The sequence below is a fragment of the Acinetobacter sp. Ver3 genome, assembly GCF_000632455.1.
GTDB lineage: Bacteria > Pseudomonadota > Gammaproteobacteria > Pseudomonadales > Moraxellaceae > Acinetobacter.
This window is the reverse complement of sequence record NZ_JFYL01000020.1, coordinates 26,693-44,005: the sequence shown is the minus strand read 5'-3', so window position 1 is coordinate 44,005 and position 17,313 is coordinate 26,693. Positions and strand designations below refer to the sequence as shown.

Genomic DNA, 17,313 nt, shown 5'->3' with positions numbered 1-17,313 from the left:
CCATGGACCAACGAACCAAATATCACCGTTGGTTAGAGGAATATCCGCGCCGTGGTGGCAAGCTCATCATTCAAAATGTCAGTCCAGAAGATTTGGAAGTAATCACTGTTGAAAATGATCTGACGATTTTGGCAGCAGGTAAGGGCAATATCACCAGTTTATTCAAACGCAACGAATCACGCTCAGTACATCACACTCCTCCTCGCAAATTGGCTGCAGCACTCGTCGTCGGTGATGATTTATGCGGTCCAAACAGTTGGCAAGGTCAACCATCTCAGACTTTGCATTTTAATTTTGTTGCAGGTGCAGGCGAATACTTCAGTATGCCATTCTATAGTCACACGCATGGTCCATGTCGTAGTTTCTTATTTGAATGTGTACCGAATGGTCCAATGGATATCTTCGATGATGTGACATCTGGCGAAGAAATGGTCCAACGCATGAAAGAAGCGGTTGCCAAAGTAACACCAGATCAAAGCTTCCGTATGGTCGATAATATGGAATTAAGTGATCCAAACGCATGGCTCAAAGGTGCATTCCGCCCTGAAGTTCGAGATCCTGTTGCAACCTTAGATAACGGTGCAAAAATTTGGGGGATTGGAGACACTGTCATTGTAAATGATCCAATCGCAGGACAAGGCGCAAACAATGCAACCCGTATGGTGGAGCATTATTTAGCTGCGATTTTAGCACGAGGTGATGAAGACTTTAGTGCAGATTGGATGACAGAAGTATTCGAGCAATTCTGGGAAAAGTCAGGTCGCTATACGACTGAATTCACGAATCTATTGTTAAATCCACCAAGTGAGAGCTTATTACAAGTATTAGCTGCAGCCTCGCAGAACCAAGCGATTGCGGATGACTTTATGGGGCATTTCAACAACCCGTGCGGTTTCTGGCCAGCCGTAGATGGTGCAGAAGGGGCTAAAGAATATCTGTCACGTGAGGAGTTTCAACATGCAGCTGCCTGAAGTTTTGTGGCAGGACGTTGACCTAGCTGAAGCGAAAGCGCTTCGGCAGGCCTTCGGCGGTTTTGCCACTGGTGTCGCGATTGTCACTTGCTTAGACCAAGATCAACAACCTGTAGGGTTGACGATTAATTCCTTTAGTTCAGTGTCTTTAGATCCTGCATTGGTGTTATGGAGTTTAGTCAATTATTCTCCAAGCCGATCTATTTTTGAAAGTGCTGAATACTTCGCCATTAATATTTTAGGTGCACATCAGCAGGAAGTAGGTTTGAACTTCGCTAAGCCAATAGCAGATAAATTTCAGTATGGTACGTGGAATATTCAAGCTTCAAAAGCTCCTGTTTTAGAAGATTGTGTAGTGCAATTTATTTGTAAAAGAGCTCAACAAATTGAAGCAGGTGATCATCAAATTTTCTTAGGAAAAATTGAGCAATGTCGTCACAGTAATCAACGTCCACTGTTGTTTTGCAAGGGACAATTTAATGAATGGCCTGAGTACAAGGAGGTTTCATGACAGACTTAGATGGAAAAGTCGTCTTGGTGACAGGTGGTGCGACACATATTGGTCAAGCCGTAGTCCAAGAGTTGAAAGGCTTAGGTGCACAGGTCATTGTTGCTGATATTAATCAAACTCAAGGACAGCAAGTGGCAGACGCAACCCAAGCGCAATATGAATTTTTAGATCTCGCTAATGATGACAGTATTCGCACATTAAGTGCCAAATTAACACAGTTAGATATTTTGGTGAATTTGGCGTGTTTGTATGAAGATCATGGATCTGAATCTACACGTCAAGATTGGCAAAACACGTTCAATGTCACGGTATTTGGTCACGCAGCGTTAGTACAAGCATGTCGACCACTTTTGAAAAAAAGTACTGATGGTGCCGTAATTAATATCAGCAGCGTAAGCGCACGTATTGCACAAAAAGAACGCTGGGTCTATCCAGCATCTAAAGCAACTTTAGAGCAACTCACACAAAGCATGGCACTGGATCTAGCACAAGATGGTATTCGTGTACATGCACTCTCATTAGGTTGGACTTGGTCCGTCCCAATGCAAATGATTTCCGGCGGAGACCGCGCCAAAACTGATCGAGTGGCAGGACGTTTCCATGTGTTAGGACGTATTGCGGATGCAGAGGAAGTCGCACAAGCATTAAGTTTATTGTGTAGCCCGAAAGCAAAATTACTCACAGGCAGTGTGATTCATGCCGATGGTGGTTATCACATTCTAGGTCCTGAAGCCACAGATTCACCGATAGAGGAGTTAACTCAATGAACATAAAAATGACCAATATTGCCGAGAAATTTTTGTGTTCAACCTCTGATGTGGAACAGGGTGAGGGACTACAAGTCATCATTGACGGTTATCCGCCATTGGCAGTGTTTCACTTAGAAGATGGCGAGTTCTATGTCACCGATGATACGTGTACACATGGTGATGCATCATTGGCAGATGGTGAGATTGATGGCTGTGAAGTGGAGTGCCCATTTCATGCGGGTGCATTTGATATCAAAACAGGTGAGCCATGTGGTGCACCTTGTACGATTCCACTGAAAACCTATCAATCGATTGTACGTGACAACAATGTTTATTTGGTGGAGTGATGCCGATGTATAAAATCCAAATAGACGGTCAAGCCGAATTTCATTGTTCAGCTAATGATGTATTGCTTCGCGGTGGCTTACGTGAAGGACTAGGCATTCCTTACGAATGTAATGCGGGTGGTTGCGGGACGTGTAAAATCGAAGTCTTGTCAGGTGAAGTGGAAAATTTATGGGCAGATGCACCTGGATTAAGCGATCGTGATAAACGTAAAGGTCGGTTACTGGCGTGTCAGTGTCGCCCCAAATCTGATTGTGTCATTAAGCTTCGTTTAGACGAACAATGTGTTCCTAAAATTATTCCAAAACAAAAAAAGTAACATTGAAGCATGCTCATTTGGTGACACATGATATTTTGGAAGTACATTTTCAATCAGATGAGCCAGCACAATTTATTCCTGGACAATACGCTTTAATTTGGGTGAATCAAGAGTTACTTCGTGCCTATTCGATGTCCAATCTGCCGAATGACGACGGTTTATGGGTCTTCCAAATCCGCCGTGTTCCTGATGGTAAAATGACCAATCTGTTATTTGATGAACAGTTACGTGAAAAGGCTGATATTCAAATTGATGGTCCATATGGGTTAGCGCATTTACAAGAGAAGCCTCGCCCTATTGTGTGTGTGGCTGGTGGTTCTGGACTTGCTCCCATGTTAGCGATTGCTCGAGGCGTTGCAGTTAACCCACATTTGCAACATCAAAAAGTCTGGTTTTTCCATGGTGGTCGTGAGCAACGTGATTTGTTTACTGAAAATCAATTACGTGACTGGACAGAATTAGGGGAACGCCTCAATTATGTGCCTGCAACCTCCTCTGAACTCATTGAAGGTATCCGTTCGGGGTTTATTCATGAAGTGATTCAAGATGTATTAGGCGAACAGTTGCTTGAGCATGAAATTTATTGTGCAGGTCCGCCACCGATGGTGAAATCTATTGAACAAATGGCCCATCAAGCAGGTATTCCACAACAACAAATTCATTTTGATCGTTTCTTTTAATCGAAGATATCATTTTTCTCCCGCTCAGGCGATGGTTAACCCATCGCCGGTATTGAGCGATCACGACACATCAAGACCATATTGACGATCTGTGCGATAGATTCAGTTCCTAATTTCTGACGAATATGAGTGCGGTGAATTTCTACTGTTTTATGGCTGATATTCAACATTTGTGCGATATGTTTACTCGAAAGTCCATCGACCAATAAATTGATAATCTCACTTTCTCTTGGTGATAAAGATTTCAATTTAATCATCTGTTCTTGACGTTTTTCTTCTTCAATAAAGTCTTGTTCAGCAAGTTGCAGACAGACTTGGATTTGATTAAGCATATGCTGTGGATTAAAAGGTTTTTCTAAAAAATCAAATGCCCCAGCTTTCATCGCATTGACCGACATTGGAATGTCGCCGTGACCAGTCATGAAAATGATTGGCATACGGATTTTTTGTTGATTCAATTGTTGTTGTAGTTGCAAGCCACTCATCCCTCGCATACGAATATCAAGGATTAAACATGCAGGCGTTTGCGGGCGCTGATAATTCAGGAATTCAGTAGCACTATTGAATGTTTTAGTTTCGAGTTGCACGGAATCGAGCAACCATGTGAGTGAATTACAAATGTCTTGATCATCATCTATCACATACACAATGGGCTCGGGAACATGAGAATTAGTTAAATACATTTTGCACGCTCCTGTGCTGCTAAAGAAATATTAAAAATGGCACCAGACTCACCTTCAGAGACCCATAAATAACCATGATGATTTTCAATGATGCTCCGAGACAGGGTTAAGCCAATGCCCATACTGTTGTTTTTACTTGAATAGAAAGATTCAAAAATTTGTTCTGGATTTTGCCCTTCGAGTCCAGGACCATTATCTGCAATTGCAACCCGAGCATGTTGGTTATGTTGCCAAGTGCGGATATAAATGTCCCTTTCACCTTCGGGATTATTTTGTAGAGCATCGACCGCATTAAAGACGAGATTGATAATGACTTGGCTAAAGAGCGTTTCATCTGCTGATATAAAAATAGGTGAAACACTTAATTCATAATGGATGGTACATCCACCTTGATCAGCTTTAAGGTTAATCAAAGGATGTAACTCTTGAATAAGATGATTCACAGAATGAATCTGAAAATTCGCCTCACCTTTACGCAAAAAACTTCGCATGCTGTGAATAATACCATTGACGCGATGTGTTTGATTTAACGCAGCATTGAGGGCATCAAGTGTCTCTTGTGAGTTGGCTAAACCGTTTTGAATGCGAATAATACTGCCTCCGACATAATTATTGAGTGCAGCAAGTGGTTGATTTAATTCATGTGCAAGTGCGGTAGCTAACTCACCCATAGTTTTGCAACGTGACATATGACCAAGTTGCTTTTCTCGAGCACGTGCTTTTTCTTCAGCCTCAATACGTTCAGTGATATCACGATAATTTACCAATATACCTTGAATATCAGGGTGATCTAATAAGTTACGATAGGTTGCCTCATGGTGTCGCCATTTTCCATTGTGGTGCAAGATTTTGTAATGAATCACACCAACTGCATGTTGTTCTGTTTTTTTAAATAAAAGCTGTCTGACTTTAATACGATCGTCGGGATGAATAGCGGTTAACACATTCTTATTAAGTACAAAGCGATCCCGATAACCAAGAATACCTTGTAGAGACGGGCTGGCATACAGCAACTTGCCTTGTAAGTCGAGAATAGCAATTCCATCTCCTGAATGTTCAAGCAGTATTTTGAAATACTGATCTTTAGACTGTAAGGCATATTGATATTTTTTGATTTCGCTGATGTTGCGTACTAGAGCAAGAAGCTTTGGTTCATTTTCGATTTCAACTTTTTTAAGACATACTTCAACGGGTATATGACGTTGGTCATGAGACTCTATTAACCATTCAAATGTGATTGCTTCATCTGTTGTTGTGGCGGCCTGTTGAACTTTTCTGAGCGCATGATGTAAATCAAAACCATGTTGAAAAGCACTGATCTTTTCAACAGTCATCTGTGTCAATTCAGATTTACTATATCCTGTAAGTTCCACAGCGGCTTCATTGACATCCATAAATTGGACGCTGCCAATATCATGTACAAAAATTGCATCGCCCGCTTTATCAAAAATAGTTTGATAATATTGTAAGCTGGTCATTGTAGGTCCTTACCTGAGATGGCTTCCGGCTATCGGGTATAGGGAGAAATATCGTCACTGATAAATCATTTTTTTTATAAGTAAATACTGCATTAAGGGGCAGCATCTTGCAATTAGACTTAGGGTCTAATTACATACTTTTAACATATAAAAATATTCATGTGAAAAATTTATCAGTGATCTCAATGTTATGCAATTTAGATACCATATTACTTCAACTGATTTAGGTGACAGTTACACGAGGAATGTTAGCTCAAAAAATATCATCTTTTTATCTAACGAATAAAATCAAACTTTATGCTATCTACATACAATCCTTTTTTGATTAGTCATTACACTGGATGAGGCATAGAATAAAACCCGTCAGTCCTACTCATTAAAGTGATATTTTTATGGCGTTCAGTTGGATTCTCTTTACCCTCATGGCTGCTTTTATGCAGGCTTGGCGCAATGCCTTTCAAAAACAATTGAGTACCACTGTCGATGTATGGGGCGTCACCCTTGCACGCTTTATCTTCGCCTTGCCTTTTGCATTGATTTATTTGAGTAGCCTTTATCACTTCTCACCGGTAACAGCGACTGTTCAATTTACGACAAAATATTGGGTTTATATTTTTATCGCAGGCATTAGCCAAATTTTAGCCACTGCATTGATGGTGCAGTTATTTAAACAAAAAAACTATGCCATTGGCGTGGGACTGGCTAAAAGTGAAGCGATCTTAGCTGCAATCATTGGCGTTGCTTTTCTCTCTGATCATTTGTCATGGTTGGCATGGTTTGGGGTGTTACTGGGTGGTTTTGCTGTGTTTCTGTTGAGTCGGGGACATGGTTTTACTGGATTTTCACCCAAAACACTGATGATTGGCATCGGGAGTGGTTTGTGTTTTGCTATCACTTCACTATTGGTTAGAGAGGCCAGTCTTGAACTAACAATGTTGCCAACAATTCATCGCGCTGCATGGGTATTACTGTCGGTGATTGGCTTTCAATGCTTGAGTATGCTTTTGTATCTGAGCTTATTCCGTCGTCAAACGCTGCTGGCGATGTGGCAATGTCTAGGACTGACCTTTAAAGTCAGTGTATGTAGTTTTATGGCATCACTGGGATGGTTTACTGCCATGAGTATGATGAGTGTCCCAGTGGTCAAAACGCTCGGTCAGATTGAGATTTTGTTTAGCTTATTGATCTCCGCTTATTTCTTTAAAGAAAAGTTAGCGAAAGCCGAACATTGGGGATTAGCTTTAGTTGTGATTGCAGCAATCTTGGTGATTTGGGCTTAAACATTTTTATAGATCATTGAATATTCTTTAATAAGAAGAAGGGGATGCACCAATAGATTTCATGTTGGCATGAATAATGCTTAATTTTGATGCGTAAATGGATTGATGTTGAACAAGACATTTCGCGAGTTGAAATTAAAGCAAAGTATTCAAGCGACAATAGGAAAGGCATGAAAATCTATACTCAAAGAATAGAAGCAGTGACAGAAGATCAAGCTTTCGAAACTGTGCAACTCAACTTTGATACACGACAAAAGAGCCGTTTTCGTGCAACTTTAGTTTCAGGGTGCGATATTGGTGCAGTTTTACCGCGCACAGGTATTCTTCGCGGCGGATCATTTATTGCAACTGAATCAGGTGACTTACTGCGGGTGGACGCATTGCCCGAACGCCTGATGTGTGTTCAAGCTTCTTCTGAATTTGAGCTTTTGAAAGCAGCCTATCATTTAGGGAATCGTCATGTCCCTCTTATGCTCACGCCTAGTGCACTATATTTTGAACCTGATCATGTCTTAGCCGAAATGGTCGAAGGATTGGGTTTAATGGTCACGGAAGTGGATCATCCATTTGAGCCAGAAAGTGGTGCTTATGCTCAGCATGCACATGATCATCGTCTAAGCCCAATCAAAGCGATTCATGCTCATGCGCATCACTAATGCAGCTCACTTACTCAAACTGTTAACTTTGTCCTCTACAGCTTTGCCTGTAGGCGCTTATTGCTATTCGCAAGGTGTTGAAAGTGCGATCGATCAAGGTTTGATCCATGATGAGCAATCCAGTATTGCGTACTTCGAAGAAGTTCTGGAAATGCTTTTGGTTCGTTTTGAGCTACCTGTATTGAAGCGTTTGATGCAGGCCCATGATAATGAACAGCAGTTTAATCATTGGGCACAGTTCTATCGAGCCAGTCGTGAAAGTCGTGAGTTATTGGCTGAATCGCAGCAGTTGGCATTTTCCTTGAACGCATGGATTAAAGATGTATTGAAAATGCCCGTTACGGTCAAAAAACAACTTGGATTTGTACCTGTATATGCTCAGTTATGTGGGCGATTGGATCTGAATATCGAAGATGTTTTAACGGCGTATACATTTACTGTTTTAGAAAACCAAGTACTTGGCGCAGTCAAAACTGTGCCGCTCGGTCAGATGAGTGGTCAACGAATTTTGTGGCATTTACATGGTTTAGTCCCAGATGCCATAACGCATGCAATGTGTATAGAAGATCATCAACTCAGCAGTGCCTTACCTCAATATGCCATGCTCAGCATGTCCCATGAAACACAATATTCGCGTTTATTTAGATCTTAAAAATTATCATAAGGAATCAATCATGTCAGAACGTTCTCCTTTACGTGTCGGAATTGGTGGACCAGTCGGATCTGGTAAAACAGCACTGACTTTAAATTTATGCCGTGCATTGCGTAATAAATACAATATGGCGGTGGTGACCAATGATATTTATACCAAAGAAGATTCCAACTTTTTAACTCGTCATGAAGCCATGTCACCCGATCGTATTGTGGGGGTGGAAACTGGCGGTTGCCCGCATACGGCTATTCGTGAAGATGCCTCAATCAATTTGGCAGCGATTGATGACTTATGTGAAAAGTTTGATGGTCTAGAGTTAATTATCATTGAAAGTGGTGGTGATAATTTGGCAGCAACGTTTAGCCCTGAACTGTCTGATCTGACGCTATATGTGATTGATGTTGCTGGTGGTGAAAAAATTCCACGTAAAGGCGGTCCAGGCATTACCAAGTCTGACTTACTGATTATCAATAAAACAGATCTGGCGCCAATGGTTGGAGCGAATTTGCAGGTGATGGATCAAGATGCCAAGCGTATGCGAGGAGATAAACCGTTCTTGTTTTCAAACATGAAAACTGAAGATGGTTTAAACGAGATTATCAGTTTTATTGAAAAACAAGGTTTATTCAAAGCTTAAACAAGAGGGCTTAAAGGATGAAACAATGCAATAAATTCGGTCTATTCATTCTGGCAAGTGTTCCGAGCCTTGTAATGGCACATCCAGGCCATCATCACCATGACGCTAATTTTTGGACGGGCTTCATTCATCCGTTTACAGGATTGGATCATTTGATGATGGCACTCAGTTTCGGCGTTTTGATGTGGAGCATGTCTAAAATTTGGAAGATGATTGGGGCATGGGGCTTGCTTACAGCGCTCGTTGCTGGATTCAGTTTAGGTGCGCATGGAATTATTCCGAATGGCGTTGCAGAAATTGGAATTGTAGGTTCATTGTTCATCTTAGCTGTAAGTTTATGGACCAAATCGAACAGAATTTTTCCAGTTGCAGCAGTGTTTCTATCAGTTTTTCATGGTTCAGCACACGGAGCTGAATTAGCGATGAATGGAAATGTTGGCGTTCAGATTTTAGGCATGATTACTGCCATGGCAATGATTTATGCTCTTGGACTGGGTTTAGGGGCATTGATGGTGAAATTTGTTCCACAAGGTAAAAAGATTGTAGGTGTGCTAGCAGCATTGGTTGCAGTAATTGGTTTAGCGTGATCAAACTTGGCAAAATAAAAAACTCCGCAAGCGCGGAGTTTTTTTATTCATCAGGGTAATCAGCCACCATTCGCAAGACTTTCAAGCGCTTCCCAGCGCTCTAATTTCTCTAAAAGTAACTCATCAATTTCAGTAAGGCGAATCGAAAGTTGAGTTGCTTTGTCACTATCTGTCACAAATAAAGAACCATCTGCTAAAAGCGCATTAATCTCGGCTTGTTCCTTTTCCAAAGCTTCCATTTCAGCAGGAAGTTGTTCTAAAGCACGTTGATCTTTATAGCTTAGTTTTACTTTTTTAACCGCTGGTGCAGGGGTTGCCGCCGCTTCAGCTTTTGCAGCTGCTTTCTTCACCGCAGATTTCTGATCGACTACAGTTTGATCAGGACGTTGCATGAGGTAGTCTTGATAACCACCGACATATTCATCGATATTGCCTTTGCCATCGAATACCCAAGTTGAGGTCACGACATTGTCCATAAAGGCACGGTCATGCGAGATCAACAATAAAGTTCCTTTGTAATCACTGAGCATCTCTTCAAGCAGCTCAAGCGTCACCATATCCAAGTCATTGGTTGGCTCATCCATCACGATGAGGTTCGATGGTTTAAGCAGTAATTTCGCTAATAAAATGCGGTTACGTTCACCACCAGAAAGGGCTTTTACAGGTGTACGAGCACGCTCAGGGGAGAACAAGAAATCTTGTAAATAGCTATAGATATGACGACGTCCGCCATTGATATCGACAAAGTCTGACCCTTCGGCCACGTTGTCTTTTACCGATTTTTCAAGATCGAGCACGTTACGAAGCTGGTCAAAATAAGCCACTTCGAGTTGTGTCCCTGTTTTGACCGTACCTGAGTGTTCTTGTTGACCCAAAATTGCTTTGATTAGCGTGGTTTTACCGACACCGTTATCGCCCACGAGACCAATACGATCTCCACGCAGAACCAGTGCATTAAAATCTTTGATAATTGGAGTGTTGTCGCCAAATTGCACACTGAGGTTTTCAATTTCGAAGACCACTTTGCCTGAACGTTGAGCATCTTGGGTAGCCATGCTCACTTTGCCTTGCTGCGAACGGCGGGCTTTAGATTCTTCACGTAATGCTTTTAAGGCACGTACACGACCTTCGTTACGGGTACGACGTGCTTTAATGCCTTGACGAATCCAAACTTCTTCTTCTGCTAGCTTTTTATCGAACAGCGCATTTTGTTTTTCTTCAGCTTCCATCTGTGCAGTTTTGAGTTCGAGGTAACGTGAATAGTTCCCTTCATAACTGCGTAAGATGCCACGATCCAGTTCCACAATACGTGTAGCAATACTGTCTACAAATGAACGGTCATGCGAAATGAAGAGTAATGTTAAATTATTTTGATCGAGTAAGAATTTTTCTAACCACTCGATACTTTCAACATCTAAATGGTTCGTTGGTTCGTCGAGTAACAAAACATCAGGTTGGGTGAGTAGTGCGCGTGCAAGAAGCACACGACGTTTACGACCACCTGAAAGATCAGCTAAATCAGCATCAGGATCAAGTCCCATTTTACTGAGGATTGAATTCACTTTAGTTTCAAGTGCCCAACCATCTAATTGATCCATTTTATGTTGCAAGTTACCCATGCGATCGCAAGCTTCCATATCGCCGAGTACACAAGCTTCGCTTGCTTCGTGATAAGCTCTAAGAACAAAAGCTGCTTCACCTGCGCCATCTGCCACAATATCTGCAACACGTCCCGAGTCCATTGGCACGTCTTGAGCCAGCATAGAAATGGTGATGCCATTTTGCAGGGAAACTTCACCAGCATCAGGCAATAAACTTCCATCAATGAGTTTAAGTAAAGTAGACTTACCCTCACCATTACGGCCAATCAAACACACTCGTTCGCCGCGTTCTAAACTAAAATTCGCGCCGTCGAGTAAGTACGGTCCACCAAATGCGAGTTGGACGTCCCTTAAGGTAATATAGGCCATAATGTTTCCTGAAATCCCCTGATGAGGACTTATAATGTCGAATCAAAAAAATCTAAATGAGCAGGCGTCATTTTCCGCACCCATAGAAGATTTGCAAGTCCGAATTGCATTTTTAGATGAATTAGTTGATCAGTTAAATATTCAAATTGCATTACAAAGCCGTGAAATCAGCGATTTAAAGAAACAAATGCAAATTTTGTATCAACGTGTTGAAGCTACTCATGCTGACGATGGTGTTGCTCCATTTGATCCAATTTTGGATAAACCGCCACATTATTAAGACGTGACATAAATACTGATTATTTATCAAGAAGTATGCGTAAATAGTTTGACCTTTGATATGAAGGTCGTTGTAATAGTCTTTTCACTTGCCGAATTCTGAATCTTATCCTATGAGCGCTAAAGTTGTCCTAATAGATCTTGAAAATAACATGCCGACTTCGACGTTATTTCGGGAGATTGTGCAACATTACACCACGACCTATCTATTTCATTCGAAAGGGAGTTTTCATTACAGTCTCACTGATTTGACTGAATTTGCGAGTTGGATTAGTAGTGGTCAAATTGTCATTTTAGAAATGCTTGAGGCAAAAGAAAAAGAATTTGAGTACGCTGTGATTGTGGGGCAAATCTTGGCATTGGTTGAGCATGGCGCAGAGATTGATGTGATTTCTGCACGAGACTGTAGCACCATGTTGGCTGACATGATGCGAGCTTCTGGCATTCAATGTAATTTGATACAGGTACAACCAGAGCAACCTGTGTCAAAACTCAAATACAACGTGCCTTCAGTTGAAACTATTCGTCAAAATCATGATTTATTTAAAGTAAAGCAGTATTGTGATGTTGTGGTTCGTATGGAAGGGAAGCCCAACACCTTAGCTAAGCTTAAAAACTCGATCGAGAATACGTTGAGAATAAATGACGAGCACAGCGCTAAATTGATTGGCATGCTGATTAATTTAAAGGTAGTTAAAAAAGAAGGTGAGCAAATTTCCTTTCGTAAAAAGGTATTAAAGCAGTGGGCTCAATTGGATATGAATGTTGATGAAGATGTAGTAGCAGACCACAAGCTTGGGCAGGTAGATGCGTTATTGGCGAAGCTACATATCGAAGCAAAAGACATTTTAGCTGAAATTGAAGAGTCACAAGACATTCAACATATTCAGAGTGATTTGTTTAAAAATTTTGAAAAAATAGATCCTGTCCAGCTGGAAGTCATCCAAAAATTGAATGCTTTAAAATCCGGAAAGCCTAAAGATATTTATGAACTGCGTGATTTATTAGAACAACTATTTCCAAAATCAGATGTGCGGTTATTGCTTAAGGAAATGATTGATAAAGGATATATTTATTGGAATGGTCATGAAGTACTTTATAGCCATGAGATGTTTTTGAACTAAAAATGCCTCGGAAAAAAGCGATGATTTTATCGCTTTTTTTTATTTCAGTTGCACTGTGCTTAGGTGAGTTATACCACATCATGCCTTATTTGGTTCAGGTCTCAATACTGGTTTCATGCCGCTATAAATCGTATTTTTAATTTTCAACTTGCCTTTTATATTCGGCTTATGCAACTCTAATATAAGAAGCAAAAGGTGAACTATGGAAAATGCTGGACTTTGGATAACGATTCTTATCGTTGTTTTTGTGCTGGGCTCGATCTTCGGATTACGTGTAAATCCAAGAGAAAAAGCTTTGGGGATCATGCGTGAGAAAGCGCGAAAAATGGGATTACACCCGCGTTTGATTGCTGCACCTTCATGGACCAATATTCCAATGGCATCAGAAAATCGTGCCAGTATGGTAGCGTATTACAGCGTTATCATTCCTGATGGTCGCCTACCTTTAATGCGCGCATTGGTTGAAAATGAAAAACTTAAGGTTGTTCACGGGAATGAGAAATTTAATGATTTCCCCATTGCATTAAAAGGGATTTATGCTATTGATATGCAGTCTAATTGCGTCGGTTTGTACTGGAAGGAAGAAGAAGATCTTCATGCTACACAACTTGATGAAATGAAAGCACTTTTACACAAATTGGCTGAAATTTAATTTTTTAATCTTATAGGAATAACGGTTCACTATGGCGAATGCTCCTAAGTCCACATCCAAAAGCGCTACAGCTCAATCGTCAGAAGCTGGAAAAAAACGTGCTTTAGTGATCGTCGAGTCGCCTGCTAAAGCGAAGACCATTAATAAATACTTAGGTTCAAACTACATTGTGAAATCATCTGTGGGTCATGTCCGTGACTTACCAACAGGTGCTTCAAAAAGTACGGAAAAGAAACCAGTAACACGTACCAAACAGACTGCTGAAGAGAAAGCTGAAAAAGCTCAACAGGCACTGATTAATCGTATGGGGGTAGACCCTGAGCACGGTTGGAAAGCACACTATGAAGTGCTTCCTGGTAAAGAAAATGTTGTTTCAGAACTGAAAAAGCTTGCTTCGCAGGTTGACGAGGTCTATCTCGCAACTGATTTGGACCGTGAAGGAGAAGCGATTGCTTGGCATTTAAAAGAAGTTATTGGTGGTGATGACTCTCGTTATAGACGTGTGGTTTTCAACGAAATTACTAAAAATGCCATTCAAGAAGCATTTAAACAGCCTGCTCGTTTAGATATTGATAAAGTCAATGCACAACAAGCACGCCGTTTCCTTGATCGTATTGTTGGCTTTATGATTTCACCACTATTGTGGGAGAAGATCGCACGTGGTTTATCTGCGGGTCGTGTACAGTCAGTTGCTGCGAAACTTGTGGTTGAGCGTGAGCGAGAAATTCGTGCTTTTATTCCTGAAGAATATTGGCAAGTTTTTGCAGATACCAAATCTAAAAAAGATGATATTCGTTTAGAAGCAGTCAAACAGTCAGGTAAGACATTAAAACTTCAAAACAAAGCACAAACAGATGCTTTATTAGATGTTTTAAAAGACGCTGAATTCAAAGTTGCTGCCCGTGAAGATAAACCGACCAAAGTTAATCCGAGCGCACCTTATATCACCTCGACCTTACAACAAGCAGCAAGTACTCGACTCGGTTTCTCTGTAAAGAAAACGATGACGATGGCACAGCGCTTGTATGAGGCAGGTTATATCACCTATATGCGTACCGACTCTACATTCTTGAGTGATGATGCGGTCAATATGGTACGTGGACATATCGAAACTGAGTATGGTGAAAAATATCTCCCTGCAAAGCCAAACCGTTTTGGAAATAAAGCAGGTGCGCAAGAAGCCCATGAAGCGATTCGTCCATCAAACGTCGCACTGAAGGGTGATCAACTTGCGGGTGTAGATCGCGATGCTCAGCGTCTATATGATCTGATTTGGCGTCAGTTTGTTGCATGTCAAATGACACCTGCTGAATATTTGTCTTCGACGATCTTGGTTGACGCGAATGGTGTAGAGCTTAAAGCTAAAGGTCGTACTTTGGTATTTGATGGCTTTACGAAAGTACGTGGCCAGAACAAGTCGGATGATGATGTTTTACTGCCTGCTGTGAAAGTGGGTGAAGTTCTACAACTTCAAAAGTTAGATCCTTCGCAACATTTCACTAAACCGCCTGCACGTTTTACAGAAGCATCATTGGTGAAAGAGCTTGAGAAAAAAGGCATTGGTCGTCCTTCAACTTACGCAGCGATTATTTCAACGATCCAAGATCGTGGCTATGTGAAATTGGATAACCGTCGTCTCTATGCAGAGAAGATGGGTGAAATCGTTACAGATCGTTTGGACGAAAGTTTTAACAACTTAATGAATTATGCATTTACTGCAGATCTAGAAGGTCAACTGGATAAAGTTGCAGATGGTGAGCGTAATTGGAAAGAGTTATTAGATAGTTTCTATGGTGATTTTAAGAAACGTCTGACTACTGCACAGGGTGAAAATGGCATGCGCCGTAATCAGCCTGTTGAAGTTGATGCTGTGCATTGTAAAGAATGTGATCGTCCGATGCAGATTCGTACCGGTACCACAGGTGTATTCTTAGGTTGTTCTGGCTATAACTTACCACCGAAAGAACGTTGTAAAGGTACACTTAACTTAACGCCAGTAGAGTCTTTGGCTGCATTATCTGATGATGAGTCTGCAGAAACCGCAGATTTAATGTCGAAAAAACGTTGCCCAATTTGCGAAACAGCAATGGATAGCTACGTTATTGATGGTGGTCGTAAACTTCATATTTGTGGGAACAATCCAGACTGCGAAGGTTTTGAGCTTGAAGAAGGTGAGTTCAAAATTAAAGGGTACGATGGTCCAACAATTCCATGTGACAAATGTGATGGTGAGATGCAGTTAAAGACAGGGCGTTTTGGTCCTTATTTTGCCTGCACAAGCTGTGAAAATACACGTAAAGTATTGAAGAATGGTCAACCAGCACCTCCTCGTGTCGACCCTATTAAAATGGAACATTTGCGCTCAACGAAACATGACGACTTTTTCGTATTACGTGATGGAGCAGCAGGCTTATTCTTAGCAGCAAGTAAATTCCCTAAAGTGCGTGAAACTCGTGCTCCTAAGGTTGCGGAATTGCGTACGGTTGCTGAACAGCTAGATCCAAAGTATCAGTTTATTCTGCAAGCGCCAGATACTGACCCTGATGGAAATCCAACTTTAGTGAAATTTAGTCGTAAAAACCAAGCGCAATATATTGGTTCCGAAACGCCTGAAGGTAAACAAACGAAATGGTCTTTGATTTACCAAGATGGTAAATGGATTGAAGCGTAAACATGAAGAAATGCTGGCTAAGGTCAGCATTTTTTTTAAATTATTTGAATAATACTTAGATTTAACGTGAGAAATTTTTACCATGGATATAGGTAATAAGAAGCTAGCTGTGTTGATTGATGCAGATAATTCTTCAGCTGCTTTAGTAGAGCCTTTACTTGAAGAAATTGCTAAGTATGGTATAGCCATTGTAAAAAGAATTTATGGGGATTGGAGTAGTGAATATTTAAAAAAATGGCGTGATGTATTGCTTCCTCATGCAATTATACCTATTCAGCAGTTTGCTTATACTTCAGGCAAAAATTCTACCGATATGACTTTGGTAATAGATGCTATGGATTTACTTTATAGCGGAACATTTGATGGGTTTTGTATTGTGTCAAGTGATAGCGATTTCACTAGACTTGCGTCAAGAATAAGGGAGAGCGGATTATCTGTATATGGTTTTGGTAAAAAACACACTCCAGAAGCTTTTAGAAAAGCCTGTGATACATTTATTTTTACAGAGAATTTAGATTTAGATAATAAAAATCATAAAGATGAGGATAACAAATCTCCTGATCAGAATTATATAAATAATGACTTAAAGGCATCTAGTTTAAAGCTTGAACCTGCACTAATGAATTTGATTTATAAAGCTGTAAAAGATCAGTCTGATGAGCATGGGTGGGCAAGTTTATCTATGGTACGTAAATATATTAGTAATGTTAAACCCGAATTTGATCCAAGGACTTATGGGAAATCCAAAATTTCTGAATTGTTCAAAGAGCTTGGTGTTTTTGAAATAAAAACTGTAAGAAGTCAGCTGCTAGTAAGAAAACGAAGTTTTAGCCTCTTTGTAAAGCTTGTACAAAATTTAATTAATCAAATATCAAATAATGAAGGCTGGGCAAAAACAGAAGAAGTATTAAAATCTTTAGAATCTGCGGAAATTGATTTTAATCCTTCGAATTATGGTTTTGTTACAACTCTTGATGCATTTAGTTCGATTCATGGTGGGTGGTTAGAGTTTAAAAAAACTAAAAACGCTGACTATGTAAAAGTAAATAAAATTATGCCTTAGAGATTT

19 protein-coding genes and 1 pseudogene are annotated in these 17,313 nt (G+C 40.6%); 17 read left to right on the top strand and 3 right to left on the bottom strand.

The annotated features are described in order from the left end of the window. The 6 genes from CL42_RS17255 to CL42_RS17400 form a co-directional block, all read left to right on the top strand. On the top strand, positions 1 to 971 hold a 971-nt coding region (locus CL42_RS17255; protein ID WP_035266805.1), incomplete at its 5' end, for a styrene monooxygenase/indole monooxygenase family protein. Next, positions 958 to 1,482 (top strand): flavin reductase family protein, encoded by a 525-nt coding sequence (locus CL42_RS07555; RefSeq protein ID WP_035266802.1) that lies wholly within the window; start codon positions 958 to 960, stop codon positions 1,480 to 1,482. The genes CL42_RS17255 and CL42_RS07555, both read left to right, overlap by 14 nt. Then, positions 1,479 to 2,249 carry an SDR family oxidoreductase gene (locus tag CL42_RS07550; protein ID WP_035266800.1) on the top strand — a complete coding sequence of 257 codons (771 nt, stop codon included), beginning with the start codon at positions 1,479 to 1,481 and terminating at the stop codon, positions 2,247 to 2,249. Before CL42_RS07555 ends, CL42_RS07550 begins: the two co-directional genes overlap by 4 nt. After that, positions 2,246 to 2,578 (top strand): non-heme iron oxygenase ferredoxin subunit, encoded by a 333-nt coding sequence (locus CL42_RS07545; protein WP_081403254.1) that lies wholly within the window; start codon positions 2,246 to 2,248, stop codon positions 2,576 to 2,578. The genes CL42_RS07550 and CL42_RS07545 overlap by 4 nt, the downstream gene beginning before the upstream one ends. A 5-nt stretch (positions 2,579 to 2,583) precedes the next feature. Beyond that, a complete protein-coding gene (locus tag CL42_RS17405; protein ID WP_228133244.1) occupies positions 2,584 to 2,895 on the top strand; it encodes a 2Fe-2S iron-sulfur cluster-binding protein in 312 nt (103 codons plus the stop codon). A gap of 20 nt (positions 2,896 to 2,915) precedes the next feature. Continuing rightward, entirely contained in the window at positions 2,916 to 3,575 is a 660-nt protein-coding gene (locus CL42_RS17400) for an FAD-binding oxidoreductase (RefSeq protein WP_265596983.1), read from the top strand. Between the two features lie 35 nt (positions 3,576 to 3,610). Here CL42_RS17400 and CL42_RS07535 read toward each other — a convergent pair whose 3' ends face one another. Continuing rightward, on the bottom strand, positions 3,611 to 4,258 hold the full coding sequence (locus CL42_RS07535; RefSeq protein WP_035266798.1) for a response regulator transcription factor: 648 nt from the start codon (positions 4,256 to 4,258) through the stop codon (positions 3,611 to 3,613). Next, complete coding sequence (locus tag CL42_RS16655) at positions 4,249 to 5,736, bottom strand: PAS domain S-box protein (protein ID WP_081403253.1); 1,488 nt, start codon at positions 5,734 to 5,736, stop codon at positions 4,249 to 4,251. The genes CL42_RS07535 and CL42_RS16655 overlap by 10 nt, the downstream gene beginning before the upstream one ends. Before the next feature lie 392 nt (positions 5,737 to 6,128). Between CL42_RS16655 and CL42_RS07525 the strand changes: the two genes are divergently transcribed. The 5 genes from CL42_RS07525 (at position 6,129) to CL42_RS07505 (ending at position 9,548) form a co-directional block, all read left to right on the top strand. Next, the gene (locus CL42_RS07525) at positions 6,129 to 7,016 is read left to right on the top strand and encodes a DMT family transporter (protein WP_035266795.1); all 888 of its coding nucleotides are present in this window, start codon (positions 6,129 to 6,131) and stop codon (positions 7,014 to 7,016) included. Between the two features lie 170 nt (positions 7,017 to 7,186). Then, positions 7,187 to 7,672 carry an urease accessory protein UreE gene (gene ureE / locus CL42_RS07520; protein WP_035266816.1) on the top strand — a complete coding sequence of 162 codons (486 nt, stop codon included), beginning with the start codon at positions 7,187 to 7,189 and terminating at the stop codon, positions 7,670 to 7,672. Beyond that, positions 7,659 to 8,324 carry an urease accessory protein UreF gene (locus CL42_RS07515; RefSeq protein WP_035266793.1) on the top strand — a complete coding sequence of 222 codons (666 nt, stop codon included), beginning with the start codon at positions 7,659 to 7,661 and terminating at the stop codon, positions 8,322 to 8,324. The genes ureE and CL42_RS07515 overlap by 14 nt, the downstream gene beginning before the upstream one ends. A 22-nt stretch (positions 8,325 to 8,346) precedes the next feature. Then, complete coding sequence (gene ureG / locus CL42_RS07510; protein ID WP_035266791.1) at positions 8,347 to 8,961, top strand: urease accessory protein UreG; 615 nt, start codon at positions 8,347 to 8,349, stop codon at positions 8,959 to 8,961. Positions 8,962 to 8,978: 17 nt separating this feature from the next. Continuing rightward, entirely contained in the window at positions 8,979 to 9,548 is a 570-nt protein-coding gene (locus CL42_RS07505; RefSeq protein ID WP_035266789.1) for a HupE/UreJ family protein, read from the top strand. Between the two features lie 59 nt (positions 9,549 to 9,607). On the opposite strand, the gene CL42_RS07500 is transcribed toward CL42_RS07505, so the two are convergent. Then, positions 9,608 to 11,518, bottom strand: a complete 1,911-nt coding sequence (locus CL42_RS07500) for an ATP-binding cassette domain-containing protein (protein WP_035266786.1) — start codon at positions 11,516 to 11,518, stop codon at positions 9,608 to 9,610. A gap of 34 nt (positions 11,519 to 11,552) precedes the next feature. Between CL42_RS07500 and CL42_RS07495 the strand changes: the two genes are divergently transcribed. From CL42_RS07495 to CL42_RS17735, 6 genes and pseudogenes are all read left to right on the top strand, one after another. Further along, on the top strand, positions 11,553 to 11,798 hold the full coding sequence (locus CL42_RS07495) for a SlyX family protein (protein WP_035266784.1): 246 nt from the start codon (positions 11,553 to 11,555) through the stop codon (positions 11,796 to 11,798). A 112-nt stretch (positions 11,799 to 11,910) separates the two neighbouring features. After that, positions 11,911 to 12,921: a hypothetical protein gene (locus tag CL42_RS07490; protein WP_035266782.1), complete on the top strand. Its 1,011-nt coding sequence runs from the start codon at positions 11,911 to 11,913 to the stop codon at positions 12,919 to 12,921. 202 nt (positions 12,922 to 13,123) lie between these two features. Beyond that, entirely contained in the window at positions 13,124 to 13,573 is a 450-nt protein-coding gene (locus CL42_RS07485) for a hypothetical protein (RefSeq protein WP_035266779.1), read from the top strand. Positions 13,574 to 13,604: 31 nt separating this feature from the next. Then, a complete protein-coding gene (topA, locus tag CL42_RS07480) occupies positions 13,605 to 16,244 on the top strand; it encodes a type I DNA topoisomerase (protein ID WP_035266776.1) in 2,640 nt (879 codons plus the stop codon). 82 nt (positions 16,245 to 16,326) lie between these two features. Further along, a pseudogene (locus tag CL42_RS07475) lies at positions 16,327 to 17,064 on the top strand (NYN domain-containing protein); the annotation flags it as partial. After that, on the top strand, positions 17,050 to 17,307 hold the full coding sequence (locus tag CL42_RS17735; RefSeq protein ID WP_373683324.1) for an OST-HTH/LOTUS domain-containing protein: 258 nt from the start codon (positions 17,050 to 17,052) through the stop codon (positions 17,305 to 17,307). The pseudogene CL42_RS07475 and the gene CL42_RS17735, both read left to right, overlap by 15 nt. Positions 17,308 to 17,313 lie beyond the last annotated feature (6 nt).

Excerpts from the sequence above, each read along its gene's own strand:
- CL42_RS07555 (WP_035266802.1), top strand. The coding sequence starts at position 958 with ATGCAGCTGCCTGAAGTTTTGTGGCAGGACGTTGACCTAGCTGAAGCG.
- CL42_RS07550 (WP_035266800.1), top strand. The coding sequence starts at position 1,479 with ATGACAGACTTAGATGGAAAAGTCGTCTTGGTGACAGGTGGTGCGACA.
- CL42_RS07545 (WP_081403254.1), top strand. The coding sequence starts at position 2,246 with ATGAACATAAAAATGACCAATATTGCCGAGAAATTTTTGTGTTCAACC.
- CL42_RS17405 (WP_228133244.1), top strand. The coding sequence starts at position 2,584 with ATGTATAAAATCCAAATAGACGGTCAAGCCGAATTTCATTGTTCAGCT.
- CL42_RS07535 (WP_035266798.1), bottom strand. The coding sequence starts at position 4,258 with ATGTATTTAACTAATTCTCATGTTCCCGAGCCCATTGTGTATGTGATA.
- CL42_RS16655 (WP_081403253.1), bottom strand. The coding sequence starts at position 5,736 with ATGACCAGCTTACAATATTATCAAACTATTTTTGATAAAGCGGGCGAT.
- CL42_RS07525 (WP_035266795.1), top strand. The coding sequence starts at position 6,129 with ATGGCGTTCAGTTGGATTCTCTTTACCCTCATGGCTGCTTTTATGCAG.
- ureE (WP_035266816.1), top strand. The coding sequence starts at position 7,187 with ATGAAAATCTATACTCAAAGAATAGAAGCAGTGACAGAAGATCAAGCT.
- CL42_RS07515 (WP_035266793.1), top strand. The coding sequence starts at position 7,659 with ATGCGCATCACTAATGCAGCTCACTTACTCAAACTGTTAACTTTGTCC.
- ureG (WP_035266791.1), top strand. The coding sequence starts at position 8,347 with ATGTCAGAACGTTCTCCTTTACGTGTCGGAATTGGTGGACCAGTCGGA.
- CL42_RS07505 (WP_035266789.1), top strand. The coding sequence starts at position 8,979 with ATGAAACAATGCAATAAATTCGGTCTATTCATTCTGGCAAGTGTTCCG.
- CL42_RS07500 (WP_035266786.1), bottom strand. The coding sequence starts at position 11,518 with ATGGCCTATATTACCTTAAGGGACGTCCAACTCGCATTTGGTGGACCG.
- CL42_RS07495 (WP_035266784.1), top strand. The coding sequence starts at position 11,553 with ATGTCGAATCAAAAAAATCTAAATGAGCAGGCGTCATTTTCCGCACCC.
- CL42_RS07490 (WP_035266782.1), top strand. The coding sequence starts at position 11,911 with ATGAGCGCTAAAGTTGTCCTAATAGATCTTGAAAATAACATGCCGACT.
- CL42_RS07485 (WP_035266779.1), top strand. The coding sequence starts at position 13,124 with ATGGAAAATGCTGGACTTTGGATAACGATTCTTATCGTTGTTTTTGTG.
- topA (WP_035266776.1), top strand. The coding sequence starts at position 13,605 with ATGGCGAATGCTCCTAAGTCCACATCCAAAAGCGCTACAGCTCAATCG.